9 protein-coding genes are annotated in these 19516 nt (G+C 65.8%); 6 read left to right on the top strand and 3 right to left on the bottom strand.

Annotation, left to right across the window (positions count from 1 at the left end; genetic code table 11):
- Positions 1-83 precede the first annotated feature (83 nt).
- From ACTOWK_RS11160 to ACTOWK_RS11150, 3 genes are all read left to right on the top strand, one after another.
- Entirely contained in the window at positions 84-2483 is a 2400-nt protein-coding gene (locus ACTOWK_RS11160; RefSeq protein ID WP_441330245.1) for a prealbumin-like fold domain-containing protein, read from the top strand.
- Between the two features lie 626 nt (positions 2484-3109).
- Positions 3110-5344: a prealbumin-like fold domain-containing protein gene (locus ACTOWK_RS11155; RefSeq protein WP_441330244.1), complete on the top strand. Its 2235-nt coding sequence runs from the start codon at positions 3110-3112 to the stop codon at positions 5342-5344.
- Between the two features lie 574 nt (positions 5345-5918).
- Positions 5919-8285 carry a prealbumin-like fold domain-containing protein gene (locus ACTOWK_RS11150; protein WP_441330243.1) on the top strand — a complete coding sequence of 789 codons (2367 nt, stop codon included), beginning with the start codon at positions 5919-5921 and terminating at the stop codon, positions 8283-8285.
- A gap of 186 nt (positions 8286-8471) precedes the next feature.
- Here the strand turns inward: ACTOWK_RS11150 and ACTOWK_RS11145 are convergent, their stop codons facing one another.
- The 3 genes from ACTOWK_RS11145 to ACTOWK_RS11135 all read right to left on the bottom strand — a co-directional run bounded on the left by ACTOWK_RS11145 (position 8472) and on the right by ACTOWK_RS11135 (position 13723).
- Positions 8472-10853, bottom strand: a complete 2382-nt coding sequence (locus ACTOWK_RS11145) for a prealbumin-like fold domain-containing protein (protein ID WP_441330242.1) — start codon at positions 10851-10853, stop codon at positions 8472-8474.
- Positions 10854-12213: 1360 nt separating this feature from the next.
- A complete protein-coding gene (locus ACTOWK_RS11140; RefSeq protein WP_441330241.1) occupies positions 12214-13422 on the bottom strand; it encodes a low temperature requirement protein A in 1209 nt (402 codons plus the stop codon).
- 28 nt (positions 13423-13450) lie between these two features.
- Positions 13451-13723, bottom strand: coding sequence for a hypothetical protein (locus tag ACTOWK_RS11135; RefSeq protein ID WP_441330240.1), 273 nt, complete (start codon positions 13721-13723; stop codon positions 13451-13453).
- 352 nt (positions 13724-14075) lie between these two features.
- On the opposite strand from ACTOWK_RS11135, the gene ACTOWK_RS11130 reads away from it, so the two are divergent.
- The 3 genes from ACTOWK_RS11130 to ACTOWK_RS11120 all read left to right on the top strand — a co-directional run bounded on the left by ACTOWK_RS11130 (position 14076) and on the right by ACTOWK_RS11120 (position 19225).
- Complete coding sequence (locus tag ACTOWK_RS11130) at positions 14076-14972, top strand: ABC transporter ATP-binding protein (RefSeq protein ID WP_441330239.1); 897 nt, start codon at positions 14076-14078, stop codon at positions 14970-14972.
- A gap of 13 nt (positions 14973-14985) precedes the next feature.
- Entirely contained in the window at positions 14986-18555 is a 3570-nt protein-coding gene (locus ACTOWK_RS11125) for an ABC transporter permease/M1 family aminopeptidase (RefSeq protein WP_441330238.1), read from the top strand.
- Between the two features lie 478 nt (positions 18556-19033).
- Positions 19034-19225, top strand: a complete 192-nt coding sequence (locus tag ACTOWK_RS11120) for a hypothetical protein (protein ID WP_441330237.1) — start codon at positions 19034-19036, stop codon at positions 19223-19225.
- The last annotated feature ends 291 nt before the right edge of the window (positions 19226-19516 follow it).

Raw genomic sequence — 19516 nt, 5'->3', positions numbered from 1 at the left:
TTACGCAGCCATGACCGGCTGCGTGCACTGGCGCGGGCATGGACAGCCCGAGTACGGGGCGGACGGCCTCGTCGAAACACTGAATGACCGTTTCCGATGTCGGTTCGGGTACTTCGCACGCGATCACAACTAGGTGGATGATGAACACGACAACGGCACAAAGCTCGATCGCCCGCAGCAAGTCGATGCGTCATGTCGTCGCACTGTTGGTTTGCTTTTCGCTGTGGGGCGGCTCCGCAACCGGAGTGTTCGCCGCGGAAAGCAATGGCGTGCCGACCGGGTTCGGCAGCAATACGCCGTTTCCTTCCGGGGTCACGGTCAACGTGACCGCGGGCGGCACCGGGCCGACCACTTACAGTGGCACCGGTGGGCACTCGGCGACGACCAACAGCTACTTCGATCCGCCGATCAACATCGCCCAGCTCACCTATCGATTGATTACGCCCGGCTCGGCGGTCCTCGCTGTCGGTAGCGAGCAACAGGCGGGAACCTTGACCTTCACCTTCAGTCGCCCGGTCACCAATCCGCGTTTTCACGTCACCGAATGGTCTGCTGGTAACAACGGGAGGAGCACCACGGCCTGGACTGTCGACACGGCGGTAACCCCGGGCGCGACTTTAACCGCACTGGGGCCGGGCGCAGGCACTCGCTTGGTTGTGGGTACCGCGCCGACCGGTGTGCCTGGTCAGGGTATGCCGCGGGTACGCTCGAATTTCAACAGCGGAGGAGGAGTAGTAGATTGCCTGACCTCCGCAAGCGCCGGTTGTGGCACGTTCCAAGTCAACGGGACCTATCGGGTCATCACTTTTTTCGTCGCCAACCGGATGAATGCCATCGGCGCCGGGGCGACAGAAACTCTCGGTCCGGATGGATACGGCCTGTCGATCACCATCGACGACGACGTGAGTGATGCGCCTGCCAGTTACGGCGCAGCCCAGCATGCGATCAGCGGATTATTCATGGGTACTGCATCGACGCCAGCGGCCGGCGCGCACCCGGGAGAAGCCGATACAGTCAATACCGTGCACTACACGACCGCGGCGCTCGATGCCTCGAATCCGCTAGCCAGCACGACGGCCAACAGCGACGGCGACAATGCGTTCGCGTCCTTGCCGCCGGTCGGTGTCGGCACGTATACGCTGTCGGTACCGGTTTCAGGATTTCAGACCGTGCCCGGGGCGACGCCGCAGTTATGCGGCTGGATCGACTTCAACCGCAACGGTGCGTTCGAAACCGGCGAGCGCGCCTGCGCGGCGGTGATCGGCAACGGCAACGTGGCCTTGAGCTGGACGATTCCGACTGGCGCGACCTATATCGCCGGCGAAAGCTATGCGCGCTTGCGCCTGGGCTACACCACCACCGAGGTTCAAATTCCGACCGTTTCCGCCGACAGCGGCGAAGTCGAGGATTACCCGATCACCCTGCTGCCGCGCGTGCGTTTGACCAAGACGTTGGCTCCTGCCTCCGACCCGGGCTTGTTCAATCTGTCGGTGGCGCCGGCCTCGGCGACCGCGGTGCAGACCAACAGCGGTGCGGTCGCCAATGTCGGTAACGGCGGCACCACCGACTGGGTACCGGTGCCGCTCGCGACGCTCATCACCGTCAGCGAAATTGCAGGCACCGGCACCAGCCTGAGCAATTACAGCTCGAGCATCGCCTGTACCGACCGCTCCGGTGCCACGGTGACGCTCGGCGCTGCCGGCACCACTCGCACTTTCTTCAGTCTGATCAGCGCGCCGGTCGGGCCGCCGACCACGCCGAACAGCGCCAACGCCAGCCTCAGCGAAATCAGCTGCATCGCGACCAATACGCGGCTGCCGACCGTGCAGGTCGTGAAAGTCACCCAGAACGGCGTCGGCACGTTTTCGTTCAGCGGTACGAACGGTATCGCCAATCACGACATCACCACCGTCACGGCAGGCACCGGCGTGGCCGGACCGGTCCAGGTGTTGACCACCGCAGGCACCGCGACCACTGTCACCGAGGCGCCGTTGCCGGCCGGTTATCTGCTCGGCGGCATTTCCTGCAGCGGACTCGGTGCCGGTGGTACGGCGAGCAACGATCTGCCCAATCGCAGCGTGACATTGAATGCCGCCGCGACCGTTGCGGGCAGCGCCATCGTCTGCACCTACACCAACATCGCCCAGGTCGCCGACCTCGTCATCGCCAAGACCAATACGCCGCTGGCCGGCGACAACGATCAGGCCAACGATAGCTTGGTGCGCGGAGCCACTACGCAATACAGCTTGCGCGTCACCAACAACGGCCCAGTATCGGTAACCGGCGCCATCGTGCGCGACGCGCCGGGCAGCGGTTTGAATTGCCCGGCTGGCAATGTGGTTACCTGCAGCAGTGCAACCGCCGGTGCCTGTCCGACTTCGCCGAGTCCGATCCTCATCAGCGATCTGGCGACGGGCGTGGCCATGGGCGCTATGCCGGTAGGTGCAGTCGCGACGTTCAGTTTCTCGTGCACGGTGCTGTAGCGGGCTCGCCCGCCGGGCAATGTACGGGACTGCGCGAGCACCGGATGGCAGGGCCTGACTTGGCCCGGCCGTGAGATTCGCATAGCGAACGCGCTGCGCGACTGCGAAATCCATAGCCGGCGACTCATCGTCGCCGAGGCTGAGAGAGCCGGCCGCGCGTAGCCGCCACGCGATCGGACATCCAGCGGGTTGCTTCCGCCGTAGAGTCACAGTGCGGTGCACGAGAACGGCAGGGGCGCGAACGTTACGAGCGGCAGGGTGCCGAAACCCGCGGCCACGCTCCGCTCGCTCAGCGAGGGCCGGGCTAGGTGCGCCTAGGGCGTTGCGGGCCGCGGTCGCCGCGGCGTCCCATTCAGTCCGTTCAGGCGATGCCTGAGCCGACTGCCAAATCTGCCTGGTAACCCCGACTTGCGCTTTGACATGCAGCCTGCATGCGCTTAGCTTCCACTTGATTGTGCTTCATGTTCCATTAGGGGCCGCTCGCCGAGTGAGCACAGCCGTCGGGCACGGGGTGGGAACAAGGGGGAGCGATGGGGAACCGTTTGCGCGTGCGCAATCCGGGCCAGGCGAGCTCGAGTCCGGGATTCCGGCATACCGGGAACCGCATCGCCTGCCTTCGAGCCGCATTGGCGGCTGCCATCGTCGGCGTCGCCGCGGCCGGACCGGCGCTGGCTTCGGAACAGAACCCCGATGTCGATGCAGCGACGGGCACCCAGACGACCTATCTCTCCGGACTGGTGCTGACTGCCGCGACCGGCGGCGGCGTGCCCGGGACGTCGGCCACCTCGATCACCGCAGGCGGATTGTCTTTCGGCGGCAATCCTCCCACCGCCTACGATCCGCGCATCGACCTGGTTTCCGAGACCTTCAATTTCCTTACCCCCGGCACCTTGGTCGTCGTGGCTGCGGGCGGGCAACAGGCCATGGGTACGCTGACCTATAGCTTCAGCCGTCCGGTGGTGAACCCGCGCTTCCATTTCGCCCGCCTCGGCGGCACCGGTGCCGGCGCTGGTTTTGCCTCGACCTTCATGACCGCGCCCGCGGGTTCGACCTGGACCGTGATCGGCGGTTTGTTGACCACCACGCTCGCCAATACGCGTTTGCGCGGCTCGTCGAATGCGCCCACGATCGCCTGCGGCGACCCGGCGACCACCTCGGGTTGCGGCACTGCGCAACTCAACGGCACGTTCACTTCCATCCCGCTCGGAATCGGCATCGGCAACCCCACTGCGGCCACGCCCGGCGATCTGGGAGCGGATGGCTACACCGTTACGATCACCGTCGACGAAGACTTCAGCGACGCGCCGACCAGCTACGGCATGGCCGGCCACGTCAATTCGGGCCTTACCCTCGGCGCCAGCCTGACGATCGACCCGACCCTGCCGTTGACGATTCCGAACGGCACGGCCTATATCACGCCGGCACCGGCGACCAGCCCGCGCGCCAGCACCAACGCCGCCGGCGATACCGACAATGCCTTCGCGTCCTTGCCGATCATCGGCGTCGGTACTTACAGCTTGTCGGTGCCGGTGGCCGGCTTCCAGACCGTCGCCGGCGCGACGCCGCAGTTGTGCGGCTGGATCGACTTCAACCGCAACGGCACGTTCGAAACCGGCGAGCGCGCCTGCGCGGCGGTGACCGGCAACGGCAACGTGGCCTTGAACTGGACGATCCCCACCGGCGCGACCTATGTCGCCGGCGAAAGCTATGCGCGCCTGCGCCTGGGTTACACGACGGCGCAAGTGCAGAGCGCGACCGGCCTGTCCGACAGCGGCGAGGTCGAGGACTACCCGATCACGCTGTTGCCGCGGGTGCGCCTGACCAAGGCCTTGGTGCCGACCTCCGACCCGGGCCTGTTCAATCTGTCGGTGGCGCCGGCGTCGGCGACCGCGGTGCAGACCAACAGTGGCACGGTCGCGAATGTCGGCAACGGCGGCACCACCGATTGGGTGCCGGTGCCGCTCGGCACCCTCATCACCGTCAGCGAAACTGCAGGCACCGGCACCAGCCTGAGCAACTACACCTCGAGCATCGCCTGTACCGACCGCTCCGGCGCCGCGGTGACGCTCGGCGCCGCCGGCACTACGCGCACCTTTTTCAGCCTGATCAGCGCACCGGTCGGGCCGCCGACCACGCCGAACAGCGCCAACGCGAACCTCAGCGAGGTCAGCTGTACCGCGACCAATGCGCGCTTGCCCACGTTGCAGGTCGTCAAGCTCACCCAGAACGGTGTCGGCACGTTTTCGTTCAGCGGCAGCAACGGCATCGCCAATCACGACATCACCACCGTCACCGCCGGCACCGGCGCCGCCGGGCCGGTGCAGTTGTTGACCGCCGCGGGCACCACGACCGCGGTCACCGAGGCGCCGTTGCCAGCGGGCTATCTGCTCGGCGGCATTTCCTGCAGCGGACTCGGCGCCGGCGGCAATGCCAGCGTCGATCTGCCGAACCGCAGCGTGGCCCTCGATGCCGCGGCGACCGCATCGGGCAGCGTCATCGTCTGCACCTTCACCAACGTCGCCCAGGTCGCGGACCTGGCCATCACCAAGACCAACACGCCCTTGGCCGGCGACAGCGACCAGGCCAACGACACCGTGGTGCGCGGCGCGACCACCCTGTACAGCCTGCGCGTCGCCAACAACGGGCCGGTGTCGGTCACGGGTGCCATCGTCCAGGACACGCCGGTCAATGGCTTGAACTGCCCGGCCGGCAACGTGGTGAGCTGCAGCAGTGCCACCGCAGGCGCGTGCCCGGCCGCTCCGAGTCCGATCCTGATGAGCGATCTGACGGCCGGCGTGGCCTTGGGCACCTTGCCGGTCGGTGCGGTGGCGACGCTCAGCTTCTCGTGCACGGTGCCGTAAGCGCGTTTGCTCATCGCCGCATAGCGCGGAACTGCGCAATAGGATCCGCGGCCCAAGGCCGTGTCGCCGTCGCTGGCGGGTTGTCGGCCTCGGCGTTCGTCCACCTGCCGACCGGCGGGTTCGAAGGCTTCGATTCTCGATGACCCCGGGCGGGCGACCCGCCCCATTCCTGCCGTTTCGCTGCCCAAGCTGAATGCATATATCTGACGCTTTACGTCAGTGATCTGCCCTGCACGTCAAACGCGCTAACCCCCGGCCAAGCCATCGGCCCCGTATTGGTTTGGGTTCGCTCTTGGCACGGTATTTGTGACGTAACTCACATATATGTGGAAATGGACAACGGCCGGAGCAGGCGCTTCCACGGGGCAGGGGAGACATCGTTCGGGGATGAACCTGGCGTAAGGCCTACGCGGCCGTGAACGACCGCGCGGGGATCGACTGCGGGCGTCGACTGCCCGAATCGCCGGTCGCCAGACCGTAGCGCTGCCGAGTATTGGCGTGCGACGTCGTCCGCAACACCGAAGGTCGCATCCCGAATCCGCGCAACGCGAATGCGGTTGCAACGAGGTGGATCATGAACACGACGACGGACGAACGATCTGCATTGATTCGGCCCTGCGAATCCTCGGCCGCCCGCGGCCGCTGTCGGATGCGCCAGGTCGTCGCCTTGTTGGCTTGCGCCTTGCTGTGGGGCGTTTCGGCGACAGCAGTGCTCGCCGCGGAAAGCAACGGCGTGCCGACCGGCTTCGGCAGCAATACGAGCTTCCCTTCCGGCGTCACGGTCAACCTGACCGCGGCCGGCACCGGGCCGACCACCTTCAACGGCACCGGCGGGCAAGTCGCTACGACCAACAGTTACTTCGATCCGCCGATCAATATCGCCCAGGTTACTTATCGATTGTTGACGCCCGGTTCGGCGGTCGTCGCGGTCGGCGGCGAACAGGCAGCGGGCACGCTCACTTTTACCTTCAGTCGTCCGGTGACCAACCCGCGCTTCCATGTCAGCGAATGGGCGGCCGCCACCGGTAACTCACGCAACACCACGGCTTGGACCATCGATACCGCGGTAACGCCAGGAGCGACCCTGACCGCGCTCGGTGCCGGGGCCGGCACCCGCCTCATCGTCGCCAACGCGCCGGTCGGCGTGCCCGGTGCGGGCATGCCGCGCGTGCGCGGCGGCTTCAACGCCGGCAACGTCGATTGCACGAGCGCGACCAGTGGTTGCGGCAGCTTCCAGGTCAACGGCAGCTACCGGGTCATCACCTTCTTCGTCGCCAACCGCATGAACCAGGTCGGTGGCGGCGGCAGCAATAATCTGACTCCCGACGGCTATGGGCTGTCGATCACGCTCGACGAGGACGTCAGCGATGCGCCGAGCAGTTACGGCGCTGCGCAACATGCGGTCGGTGGCTTGTTTCTCGGTTCGACCACGACACCGGCGGCAGGCGCGCATGCCGCCGAGGCCGATGCGGTGAATACCGTGCATACGACGTCGGCCTTGCTGGATGCGTCCAATCCCTTGACCAGCGCGAATGCCGGCGGCGACAGCGACAACGCGTTTGCGTCCTTACCCGCGGTCGGTGTCGGCAGCTATACGTTGTCGGTACCGATTTCGGGTTTCCAAACCGTGCCCGGTGCGTCGCCGCAGTTGTGCGGCTGGATCGACTTCAATCGCAACGGTGCCTTCGAAACGGCCGAGCGCGCCTGCGCGACGCCGAGCGGCAGCGGCGTTCTGGCGCTGGCCTGGACCATTCCCACCGGCGCGACCTATGTCGCTGGCGAAAGCTATGCGCGCCTGCGCCTGGGCTATACCACCGCGGAGGTGCAGGTTCCGACCGCTTCGGCCGACAGCGGCGAAGTCGAGGACTACCCGATCACTCTGTTGCCGCGCGTGCGTCTGACCAAAGCGTTGGTTCCTACTTCCGACCCGGGGCTGTTCAATCTGTCGGTGGCGCCGGCCTCGGCGACCGCGGTGCAGACCAATAGCGGCACCGTCGCGAATGTCGGCAACGGCGGCACCACCGATTGGGTGCCGGTGCCGCTCGGCACGCTCATCACCGTCAGCGAAACCGCCGGCACCGGCACCAGCCTGAGCAATTACACCTCGAGCATCGCCTGTACCGACCGCTCAGGCGCTGCGGTGACGCTCGGCGCTGCCGGCACCACCCGAACCTTCTTCAGCCTGGTCAGTGCGCCGGTCGGGCCGCCGACCACGCCGAACAGCGCCAACGCGAACCTCAGCGAGATCAACTGCACCGCGACCAATGCGCGGCTACCGACCGTGCAGGTCGTGAAGGTCACCCAGAACGGTGTCGGCACGTTTTCGTTCAGCGGCACGAACGGCATCGCCAATCACGACATCACCACCGTCACCGCGGGCACCGGCGTGGCCGGGCCGGTGCAGGTGCTGACCGTCGCGAGCACCGCGACCACGGTCGCCGAAGCGCCGTTACCGGCCGGCTATCTGCTCGGCAGTATTTCCTGCACGGGGCTGGGTGCCGGCGGAGCCGCGAGCAACGATCTGGCCAACCGCAGCGTGAGCTTGAATGCAGCGGCGACGGCGTCGGGCAGTGCCATCGTCTGTACCTTCACCAATGTCGCCCAGGTCGCCGACCTGGCCATCACCAAGACCAATACACCGCTGGCCGGCGACAGCGATCAGGCCAACGACACCGTGGTGCGCGGCGCGACCACGCAATACAGCGTGCGGGTGATCAACAACGGACCGGTGTCGGTGACCGGCGCGGTGGTGCGCGATACGCCCGGTACCGGACTGAATTGCCCGAGCGGCAACGTAGTGAGTTGCAGCAGTGCGACCGTCGGCGCTTGCCCGGGTGCGCCGAACCCGATCCTGATGAGCGATCTGAGCGCCGGGGTGAGCCTCGGCACCATGCCCTTGGGCACTGCGGTAACCCTGAGCTTCTCGTGCACGGTGTTGTGAGCGAACAGGGTGTCCATGCGCCGCTTCGATCGCGTCATCGTAGGCAGCGGCCGCGCACGGCCATGAGATAAGCGCAGCGAGAGCACTGCGCGATAGCGAAATCCGCAGCCGATCGCGCTATGCCGTGCGAACGGCGTTTGTCGAACGGCGCTTATCGAACGAGGCGGAAGCTCTTCCTGCGTGTCCTCACAACACGGTGCACGAGAAGGTCAGGGTCGCTATGGTTCCGACCGACAGCGTGCCCAGCGGCACGCCCGCGATCAGGTCGCTCATCAGGATCGGGCCCGGGCAGGCGCCGGCGGGCACGCTGTTGCAGCTGACCAGGTTGCCGGTCGGGCAATTCAAGCCGGCACCGGGCGTGTCGCGCACCACCGCACCGGTGACCGACACCGGTCCGTTGTTGGTGACGCGCAAGGTGTATTGCGTGGTCGCGCCGCGCACCACGGTGTCGTTGGCCTGGTCGTTGTCGCCGGCCAAGGGCGTGTTGGTCTTGGTGATGGCCAGGTCGGCGACCTGGGCGACATTGGTGAAGGTACAGACGATGGCACTGCCGGCCGCGGTCGCCGCCGCATCGAGGCTGACGCTGCGGTTCGGCAGATCGACCACGGCATTGCCGCCGGCGCCGAGTCCGCTGCAGGAAATACCGCCGAGCAGATAGCCCGCTGGCAACGGCGCCTCGGTGACCGCGGTCGTGGTGCCCGCGGCGGTCAACAACTGCACCGGCCCGGCGGCGCCGGTGCCGGCGGTGACGGTGGTGATGTCGTGATTGGCGATGCCGTTGCTGCCGCTGAACGAAAACGTGCCGACACCGTTCTGGGTGAGCTTGACGACCTGCAACGTAGGCAAGCGCGCATTGGTCGCGGTGCAGCTGACCTCGCTGAGCTCGGCGTTGGCGCTGTTCGGCGTGGTCGGCGGCCCGACCGGTGCGCCGATCAGGCTGAAAAAGGTGCGCGTAGTGCCGGCGGCGCCGAGCGTCACCGCGGCGCCGGAACGGTCGGTACAGGCGATGCTCGAGGTGTAGTTGCTCAGGCTGGTGCCGGTGCCGGCGGTTTCGCTGACGGTGATGAGCGTGCCGAGCGGCACCGGCACCCAGCCGGTGGTGCCGCCGTTGCCGACATTCGCGACGGTGCCGCTATTGGTCTGCACCGCGGTTGCCGACGCCGGCGCCACCGACAGATTGAACAAGCCCGGGTCCGAAGTCGGCACCAAGGCTTTGGTCAGGCGCACGCGCGGCAACAGGGTGATCGGGTAGTCCTCGACCTCGCCGCTGTCGGCCAGGCCGGTCGCGCTCTGCACTTGCGCCGTCGTGTAACCCAGGCGTAGGCGCGCATAGCTTTCGCCGGCGACATAAGTCGCGCCGGTCGGGATCGTCCAGTTCAAGGCCACATTGCCGTTACCGCTGACGTTGGCGCAGGCGCGCTCGCCGGTTTCGAACGTGCCGTTGCGGTTGAAGTCGATCCAGCCGCACAATTGCGGTGTCGCGCCGGCGACGGTCTGGAAGCCGGCCACCGGCACCGACAGGCTGTAGGTGCCGACGCCCACGATCGGCAAGGACGCGAAGGCATTGTCGGTATCGCCGGCGGCGTTGGTGCTGGCGCGCGGGCTGGTCGCCGGTGCCGGCGCGATGTAGGCGGTGCCGTTCGGAATCGTCAACGGCGCAGTGGGGTCGATGCTCAGGCTCGCACCCAGGGTGAGGCCCGAGTTGACGTGGCCGGCCATGCCGTAGCTCACCGGCGCATCGCTGAAATCTTCGTCGACGGTGATGGACACCCCATAGCCATCCGCCGTTATGGTGCCGGTGAAGGTGGTCGGATTGCCGAGACCGATGTTGAAGGCGGCCGAGGTGAAGCTGCCGTTGAGCTGCGCGGTGCCGCAGCCCGAAGTCGAGGCCGGGTCGGTACAAGTCACCGAAGGCGCGGTCGACGAGGCGCGCAAGCGCGTGTTGCCCAGGGCCGTCGACAACGCGCCGCCGATCACCGTCCAGGTCGCGCCGCCGGTGGCGGTCAAAAAGGTCGTGCTGTTGCCCGCGCTGCCGCCGGTGCCGCCGAGGCGGGCGAAGTGGAAGCGCGGGTTGACCACCGGCCGGCTGAAATTGAAGGTCAGCGTGCCGGCCGCTTCCTGTCCGCCGCCCACCACGTTGACCGTGGAGCCCGAGGGCGAGGGGGTCATGAAATTGAAGGTGTTCGAGCTGAGGTTGATGCGCGGGTCGTAGGCGGTCGGCGGATTGCCGTCGAACGTGGCCGCGCCGATATTGGTCGAGGTCGAGCCCGGCGTGCCGCCGGCGGTCACCGCGGTGACTGTCAGCTGCGAGGCATAGCTCGCGCGGTTCAAGGCGGTGTCGATGGCATCGTTCTGTTCCGATGCCGACACCGGCAAGCCGCTGCCCAGGACCAACACGGCCGATAACCAGGCCAGTGCGCGCGCAGCGTAGCGGTGGCGGGGCGGTGGGCCGATGGCCGGGCGCCCGATCGGGGAAAGTATCGCGCCATCCTGGCCGGCAGCGAAAACGGTGGCATAAGCGTGCTCACCGAGCCGCTGACGCGGCACGGTGTTTTGCTGACTTCGCATACGGTCCCCTGGATGGTCATCGCCGATGAGCCAGCGTCCGAGTCGATCGGGCGCCGGTTCTCGTCATATATGTGACTCAAGTCACACTGGCTGGCGCAAATTATCCGGACGCGGCGACGAAGTCAAAGCTTTCGTGCGGTCTTTGCGCAAAACGATGGTCACGGCGCGACCGTGGCCGGAATCGCAGCCGTTTGGCGTGGGCCGGTCCCGGGGGCAGCCGGAGAGTAGGCGACGGCACTGTCGGCGGCTCGATCGAACGATTCCGTCGCGACTTCGGTGTTGCGTCACCGGACGCGCAGCGATTACGGGGTCGTCGTGAACGAGCGAGGCCGCGTGCGCCCGCTGGTAGGAGCGGCGTAAGCCGCGACCGCGTCTTGGCGGCCTCGCGGCGTATCTTTTAGATGAAGAGCAAAGCTTTTAAATCAAGAGCAAAGCTTCCGTCCGCTGACGCGGCCGGGTTACTTTCTTTTGCTGGCCCAAAAGTCCCACAGGGAGTTCCTTCGGTCAAAGCTAACCAAAGGGAGGCCTTCCTTGACGAAGCTCCCCTGCGAGTACGCAGCTGTCGCCGGGATTTTTCGATAAGACGTCCCTGTCCTATCGGAGCATTCAATTTAGAAGCCGGGCGCACGTCCTGTGCGCCACCCTCCGGGTCTACGATCGCATCGCGAGATCGGCACTGCGCCAAGCTCTCACGGCAACGGCAACGGCAACGGCAACGGCAACGGTCGCCGGGTCGCGCCTGCTCTTGGGTAGGAGCGGCGCAAGCCGCGACCGCGCAACCCCGATCGCCCGCGTCGGCGGCCGCAGATTCGCGGTCGCGGCTTGCGCCGCTCCTACCCCTGGCGCGAGCACGCCGCTTCGATGGACGGCATTGGCCTTGCTGACTCCGTGCGTCCCGCGGTCGCGGCTCACGCCGCTCCTACAGGGGATGGCGTCGCTGCTACTGCGATGCCCGCTGTAGGTGTGGCTTTGGCTGTGCGTCGCCGAGCACTAGCGAAGGCAAAAGAAGACTCGGAGGGCGGCCCGCATGGATGCGGGCCGTTTTTCATCGGGACAGGGATGTCCCGTATGAAAAATCCTTGCGAAGGCATCGCTCGTGCGGGCCCTTGACTCAAAGAAAAGCAACTTCTTTGGTTACCTTTCTTTTGTTGCTTTAGATAAAAGAAAGTAACCCGCCGCTTTAGTGGCGGAAGCTTTTGGCGTTTGATCTAGATCTAGATCTAGACCTTGCTTGATCGATACGCCGCAAGACCGACGCAGCGCGGTCGCGGCTCGCGCCGCTCCTACCCTTCGCGACAGCACGTCGCTTCAATCGATGACGGCAACGATGCGCCCGCTGCGCGTCCCGTGGTCGCGGCGATCAATGCACTGCCGGCGCGGCCGGCAGCGGCGACTTGCGCAGCGCGATGGTTTCCCAGCCCGCGACGATCATCAGCACCGCACTGGTCGCCGCGCCCAGGACCAGCGGCGATAGATGCAACGGCGCGCTTGCGAATGCCAGCGCCGCCAGCATCAGCAGGCCGGCGCAATGCGAGAACGGCGGGAACGCGCGGCTGTTGGTGACCCATTTGAACAGGGCACAACCGAGCAGGTACAGCGCCGGCCCACCGATGATCGCGGCGATGCCGGCGCCGTCGGCATGGTCGGGATGGACCAGTACCAGTTCGTCGGCGACCGCGCACACCACGATCCCGCCGACGATCGGCAGGTGCAGGTAGGTGTAGGCGTTGCGCGCTTGCCGGGCCTGCCGGGTCTGGTCGGTCTGCTGCAGCATGCGGTGGGTCGCACGTTCGGCGCCGCTGTCGAAATAGATCCACCACATCGCCACGCTGCCGAGGAAGGCGACGCAGAACGCGGCCACGGTGGTCGGGTTCCAGTCGAGCTTGGCGAAGGTGGCGCCGGTGATGAGGATGGATTCGCCGAGGGCGATGATGATGAACAAGCCGCAGCGTTCGGACAGGTGCGCGCCTTCGACGTCCCAGTCCGACAGCGAGGACCGGCCCAGGCCGGGCACGCGGAAATAGGCGAGCGGGCCGAGGTATTCGATTGCCACCGCGACCAGCCACCAGCCGATCCGCGACTCCGGTTCGGCCAGGCCGCCGTGCACCCAGAACAGCGCCGATACCGACAGCCAGATCAGGATGCGCACGAAGTTGCGGAAATTGCCCGGGCTGCGCCCGCCGCGCAGCGCCCACAGCATGAACGCGGTGCGCCCGACCTGCATCGCCGCGAACACGAGGCCGTAGGCGAGCCCGCGTTCGGCGAAGGCCTGCGGCAGCGACGACGACAACAGCAGGCCGCCGAACATCAGGGCGAAGATCATCAACCGCACCGGCACCTTGTCCGGGTCGAGCCAATTGGTGACCCAGGAGGTGAAGATCCACAGCCACCACACGCCCAGGAACAGCAGGCCGGTGCGCAGCGCGCCGAGCGCGGTGAGGTTTTCGAGCAAGGTGTGGGACAGCTGGGTGATCGCGAACACGAACACCAAGTCGAAGAACAGCTCGCTGAAGCCGACCTTGGCGTGGCCTTCGCGGATGCGCAGCAGGGTGGTGCGGGCAGGAGTCATGGCGGCGTCTGCGATTCGGGCGTGCAGCTTAGCCGCGCGACAGCTTCCACCATAGCAACAGCGCGACCGCGGCCGGGCCGCCGAACACCACCAGGAAGATGGGCAGCTCTTCGGCCACGCTGTAGCCGGCGCGCGCGACGCCGATCCACAGGTTGATCGCAGCACCGACGAACCACAGCGGCAGGAACAGCTTGACTGCGGTCAGCATCGGCCCCGGCCCGGCGCCGCCGATCACCCGTGCGGCGAGCAGGCACAGCACCAACACCATCAGGCCGCCGAGTATCACCATGACCGTATGCATCGTATTCCCTCTGAAAGTGCTGCCCGAAAGTGCCGTCCCGTCCCCGTCGCCGCCTCCGCGAAGGCCCACGACAGGCTGTGTCGGCCCATGGTTCGCGGCGGCGCGTGCAGGCAACGTGCAGGCGTTGCGCCGCGGGTCTCGGCGGATGAGGCTGCCGACGCTGGCGGAGGGGCCGGCCGCTGACCACTCGCGGTCGATGGCCGGGCATTCGCGCCCGTGCCGCCGCCCCTGCCATCGGTCATGACGACGAAACGCCCATGGGTGTAAGCGTCGCGACCGCTAGCATCGATCCTGTCAGGAAAGGCCCGGCGATCCGCGTCGCGCCGTCTTCCCTCCGCACGGGACCCCATCGATGCTCACCATTCGCGACCTCACCAAGACCTATGCCAATGGCGTGCGTGCGCTGGACGGCATCTCGCTGGATATCCCGCGCGGCATGTTCGGCCTGCTCGGCCCGAACGGCGCCGGCAAGTCCTCGCTGATGCGCACCCTGGCGACCCTGCAGGAGGCCGACGCCGGCAGCGCCACGCTCGAGGGCGCCGATGGCCGCCCGATCGACGTGCTGCGCGACAAGGACACGGTGCGGCGCCAACTGGGCTATCTGCCGCAGGACTTCGGCGTGTACCCGAAGGTCAGCGCCGAGGACCTGCTCGAACATTTCGCCGTGCTCAAGGGTCTGACCCAGCGCAAGCAGCGGCGCGAGGTGGTCGACGGTCTGCTGCATCAGGTCAATCTGTGGAACGCGCGCAAGCAGAAGCTCGGCACCTTTTCCGGCGGCATGCGCCAGCGTTTCGGCATCGCCCAGGCCCTGCTCGGCGACCCGCGCCTGGTGATCGTCGACGAGCCCACCGCCGGCCTCGACCCCGAGGAGCGCAATCGTTTCCTGAATCTGTTGGCCGAAATCGGCGAGAACGTCGCGGTGATCCTGTCGACCCATATCGTCGCCGACGTGACCGACCTCTGCCCGACCATGGCGATCGTCAACAAGGGCAAGGTCTTGCTGACCGGCGAGCCGAATGCGGCGATCGCCGCGCTGAGCGATCAGGTCTGGCGCAAGCAGGTGACCAAGGCCACCTTGGCCAGCTACGAAACGCGCTACATCGTGTTGTCCACGCGCCTGGTCGCCAGCCAGCCGGTGATCCATGTGTTCAGCAAGGATCGCCCGGAGGAGGGCTTCGAGCCGGTGGCGCCGGATTTGGAAGACGTGTACTTCCAGCGCCTGCGCCAGCACGCGCGCGTCGCGGCTTGAGCGGGGCGCGCCGATGATCGCCGAATTCTTTCGTTTCGAGTTGCGCCAACAGCTGCGTGCGCCGCTGTTGTGGCTTATTTCCCTGTTGTTCGGGCTGCTCGCCTTCGCGATGACCAGCTCCGACGCGGTGCAGATCGGCGGTGCCATCGGCAACGTCAATCGCAATGCGCCGTCCACCGTGATCATGGCGCTGAGCTACTTCAGCCTGCTCGGCCTGTTCGCGATCGCCAGTTTCATCGCCGGTGCGTTGCTGCGCGACTTCGAGCTCGGCACCGCAGATCTGTTTTTCTCCAGCCCGATGCGCAAGCGCGATTTCCTGATCGGCCGCTTCTCCGCCGCCCTGGTCGCCTGTCTGCTGGTGTTCGCGATGGTCGCGGCCGGGCTGATGATCGCTCCGCTGATGCCGTGGATCGATCCCGAGCGGCTCGGGCCGTTCTCGCTGGTGCCCTACGTATGGGGCCTATGCGTGGTGGTGCTGCCGAACCTGCTGTTCATCGGCGCGCTGCTGGCCTTGCTGGCGGTGACCGCGCGCAACCTGCTGGTGGTCTACCTCGGGGTGATCGCATTCTTCATCCTGTACCGCGTCGGCCGGGGCCTGGCCACCGACCTCGACAACGAGTGGCTGGCGGTGATGATGGACCCGTTCGGCATCACCGCGTTGCGGCGCACCCTGCGTTATTGGTCTTCCAACGAACTCAATACCGCGATCCCGAGCCTCGACCGTTTCCTGCTGGCCAATCGCCTGGTCTGGAGCAGCATCGGCGTGGCGCTGGCGGCGACCGCGTTCGCTCTGTTCAAACCGCAGCGCACCGCCACCGGCAAGGGCTGGTTCCGGCGTAAAAAACGTTCCGCGCCGGCCACGACCACGCCCTCGACCGTGGTCGCACCGCGCGTGCAGCCCGCCTTCGGTGCCGGCACCGCCGTCGCCCAGTTCCTGCACGCCTTGCGCTTCGACACCGTCGGCGTGCTCAAGAGCGTGCCGTTCCTGATCATGCTGGCGTTCGCGGTCGCCAACCTGCTCGGCAGCGCCGGCGCCATGCGCAGCCTGTTCGGCACCGAAACCTATCCGACCACCTCGGTGATGATCGGCGCGCTGCAGGACACCTTCGGCTTCATGGTCGTGTTCATCGTGATGTTCTACGCCGGCGACCTGGTGTTCAAGGAACGCGGGGTCAAGCTGGCCGAGGTCACCGATGCCATGCCGGTGCCGAACTGGGTGCCGCTGTTGAGCAAGGTCGCCACCCTGGTGTTGGTGGTGGTGATCTTCCAGGCCATCGGCAGCCTCGGCGCGATCGGCTACCAGCTCGCCAAGGGCTATCACCAGCTCGAACCGCTGCTGTACGCCAAGGCCTTGTTGCTCGATTCGATTCCGTTCGTGCTGATGGGCGGCCTGGCGCTGGTGCTGCAGGTCCTGACCAACAACAAGTTCATCGGCTACGGCGCGCTGATCCTGGTGGTGGTGTTGCAGACCGCATTCGGCCTGTTGCACTTCGAGCACAACCTGTACAACTTCAGCCGCGCCTCCGAAGCGCCGTACTCGGACATGAACGGTTACGGCCAGTTCCTCGGCGCACGACTGTGGTTCCAGGCGTATTGGGGCTTGTTCGTCGCGGCTTTGCTGACCCTCGCCGCGGCTTTGTGGGTGCGCGGCGTGTCGCCCAGCCTGCGCGATCGCCTCGCCCTGGCGCGCAGCCGCCTGCGCGGCGCGCCCGGCATCGTCCTGGCGGCGTTTGCGCTGGCCTGGGTCGGCACCGGCAGCTACATCTTCTGGAACACCAATCTGCTCAACCGATATGTCCCCTCCGACGTGGCGATGGACGAGCAGGTGCGCTACGAAAAGGAGTACCGCAAGTACAAGGGCCTGGCCCAGCCGCGCATCCTCGCCGTCGAGGTCGACGTCGACCTGCATCCGGAAACCCTGAGCGTGGCCAGCAAGGGCCGCTATCGCATCGTCAACCCGCATGCGCAGCCGATCAGCGAGTTCCACATCACCGTCGACCCCGAACAGCGCATCAGCGCCCTGGAGTTCGGCGGCGCCAAGCTGAGCCACGACGACGAGCGCCTGGGCTATCGCATCTACACGCTGGACCGGCCGATGCAGCCCGGCGAGCAGCGCGAACTGCATTTCGCCCAGTCGTATGCGCAGCGCGGTTTCAGCAACGAGCCCGACAACAAGGCCATCGTCGCCAACGGCAGTTTCTTCAACTCCGCGGCGTTCCCGCACTTCGGCTACAACGAGAACCGCCAGCTCGCCGACCGCAACGAGCGCCGCAAGCGCGGCGTCGCCGAGGTGCAGCGCATGGCGAAACTCGAAGACCGGACGGCGCGCGCCAACCACTACATCGGCGGCGATGCCGACTGGATCGACTTCAAGACCACGGTGTGCACCGCGCCCGACCAGATCGCGCTGGCCCCGGGTTACCTCAAGCGCGAGTACCGCCGCGACGGCCGCCGTTGCTTCGACTATGCGATGGACCAGCCGATGCTGCCGTTCTACGCCTATCTGTCGGCGAAGTGGCAGGTCAAGCGCGTCGAACACGACGGCATCCCGGTCGAGGTTTATTACGACCCGAAGCATGCCTACAACGTCGACCGCATGATCGACGGCGTCAAGCAATCGCTGGACTACTTCCAGGCCCAGTTCACCCCCTACCAGCATCGCCAGGTGCGCATCATCGAGTTCCCCGGCTATGCCCGCTTCGCCCAGAGCTTCGCCAACACGATTCCGTTCTCCGAATCGATCGGCTTCATCGCCGACCTGCGCGACACCAGCGCGATCGACTACGTGTTCTACGTGACCGCGCACGAAGTCGCGCACCAGTGGTGGGCGCACCAGGTGATCGGCGCCGACCTGCAGGGTTCTACGATGCTGTCGGAGTCGTTGTCGCAGTACTCGGCGCTGATGGTGATGGAGAAGGCCTACGGACGCGCCAAGATGCGCCGCTTCCTCAAGTACGAACTGGACAACTACCTGTCCGAACGCAGCGCCGAGCGGGTCGAGGAACTGCCGTTGTACCGGGTCGAGAACCAACCCTACGTGCACTACCGAAAGGGTTCGCTGGTGTTCTACCGCCTGCGCGAAGATCTAGGCGAAGCCGCGGTCAACCGCGCGCTGAAACGCTTCCTGCAGGACAAGGGCTTCCAGCCGCCGCCGTACACGACCTCGGCCGAACTGCTCGACTACCTGCGCGCCGAAGCCAGGCCAGAGCAGCAGGCGCTGATCACCGATCTGTTCGAGAAGATCACCTTCTACGACAACCGCGTGGTCAGCGCGAGCAGCACCGAGCGCGCCGACGGCAAGTACGAAGTGACGATGCAGCTGCACGCCGGCAAGGTCTATGTCGACGGCAAAGGCAAGGAAAGCCCGGCCCGCCTCGACGACTGGATCGAGATCGGCGTATTCGCGCGCGGCCCTTCGGGCGAGGAAGCCGACGAAAAACCGCTGCTGCTGGAGCGTCGCCGCATCACCGAAGGCGAATCGACCATCAAGGTCGTCGTCGGCGAAGCGCCGTACGAGGTGGGGTTCGATCCTTACAACAAGTTGATCGACCGGGTGTCGGCGGACAATCGCCAGCGGTTGTAGGTGGGCGAGGGGGATTGTTTTTGCCGTTGCCGTTGGTGTTGCTGAGCCCTTGCCCTGGTTGTTGCTGTGCGTTGCCGAGCACTAGCGAAGGCTAAAGAAGACCCAGAGGGCGGCCCGCAGGGATGCGGGCCGTTTTTCATCGGGACAGGGATGTCCCGTATGAAAAATCCCTGCGTTGGCACCGCTCGTGCGGGCCTGTGATTCAAAGAAAAGCAACTTCTTTGGTTAGCTTTCTTTTGTTGCTTTAGACAAAAGAAAGTAACCCGCCGCTTTAGTGGCGGAAGCTTTTAGCGTTTGATCTTGATCTTGCTTAGCAAGAAGCCATAAGCCACAGCAAGAGCAAAGCTTCCGTCCGCTGACGCGGCCGGGTTACTTTCTTTTGCTGGCCCAAAAGAAAGCTAACCAAAGAAAAGGCCTTCCTTGACGAAGCCCCCTTGCGAGGTCGCAGCTGTCGCCGGGATTTTTCGATAGGACATCCATGTCCTATCGAAAAACGGCGCACGTCCTGTGCGCCGCCCTCCGGGTCTACGATCGCATCGCGAGTTCGGTACTGCGCCAAGCTCATCACGGCAACGGCAACGGCAACGGCAACGGCAACGGCAACGGCAACGGCAACGGCAACGGCAACGGCGGCATTGCTGTTGCTGTTGCTGTTGCTGTGCGTAGCTGAGCACTAGCGAAGGCCAAAGAAGACCCAGAGGGCGGCCCGCAGGGATGCGGGCCGTTTTTCATCGGGACAGGGATGTCCCGTATGAAAAATCCCTGCGTCGGCACCGCTCGTGCGGGCCTGTGATTCAAAACAAAGCATTTTTCTTTGGTTAGCTTTCTTTTGTTGGCGGAGTCAACATCCAAGTGCATCACCCCACCGCAAGCACGTCCTCAATAGAGAAGTTCACCGGCCGCCTGTAAAGCTTCTCCAGAAACACCTCCGCCGGCATACGGATGTCCAGGCTTACCCGCG

The organism is Lysobacter sp. CA196 (genome assembly GCF_052078695.1).
GTDB lineage: Bacteria > Pseudomonadota > Gammaproteobacteria > Xanthomonadales > Xanthomonadaceae > Lysobacter.
The sequence above is the reverse complement of the archived record's forward strand: the minus strand, read 5'-3'. Positions and strand labels throughout refer to the sequence as shown.

Coding starts and splice junctions, on each gene's coding strand:
- ACTOWK_RS11120 (WP_441330237.1), top strand. CDS start 19,034: ATGTCCTATCGAAAAACGGCGCACGTCCTGTGCGCCGCCCTCCGGGTC.
- ACTOWK_RS11125 (WP_441330238.1), top strand. CDS start 14,986: ATGATCGCCGAATTCTTTCGTTTCGAGTTGCGCCAACAGCTGCGTGCG.
- ACTOWK_RS11145 (WP_441330242.1), bottom strand. CDS start 10,853: ATGCGAAGTCAGCAAAACACCGTGCCGCGTCAGCGGCTCGGTGAGCAC.
- ACTOWK_RS11130 (WP_441330239.1), top strand. CDS start 14,076: ATGCTCACCATTCGCGACCTCACCAAGACCTATGCCAATGGCGTGCGT.
- ACTOWK_RS11140 (WP_441330241.1), bottom strand. CDS start 13,422: ATGACTCCTGCCCGCACCACCCTGCTGCGCATCCGCGAAGGCCACGCC.
- ACTOWK_RS11135 (WP_441330240.1), bottom strand. CDS start 13,723: ATGCATACGGTCATGGTGATACTCGGCGGCCTGATGGTGTTGGTGCTG.
- ACTOWK_RS11150 (WP_441330243.1), top strand. CDS start 5,919: ATGAACACGACGACGGACGAACGATCTGCATTGATTCGGCCCTGCGAA.
- ACTOWK_RS11160 (WP_441330245.1), top strand. CDS start 84: ATGACCGTTTCCGATGTCGGTTCGGGTACTTCGCACGCGATCACAACT.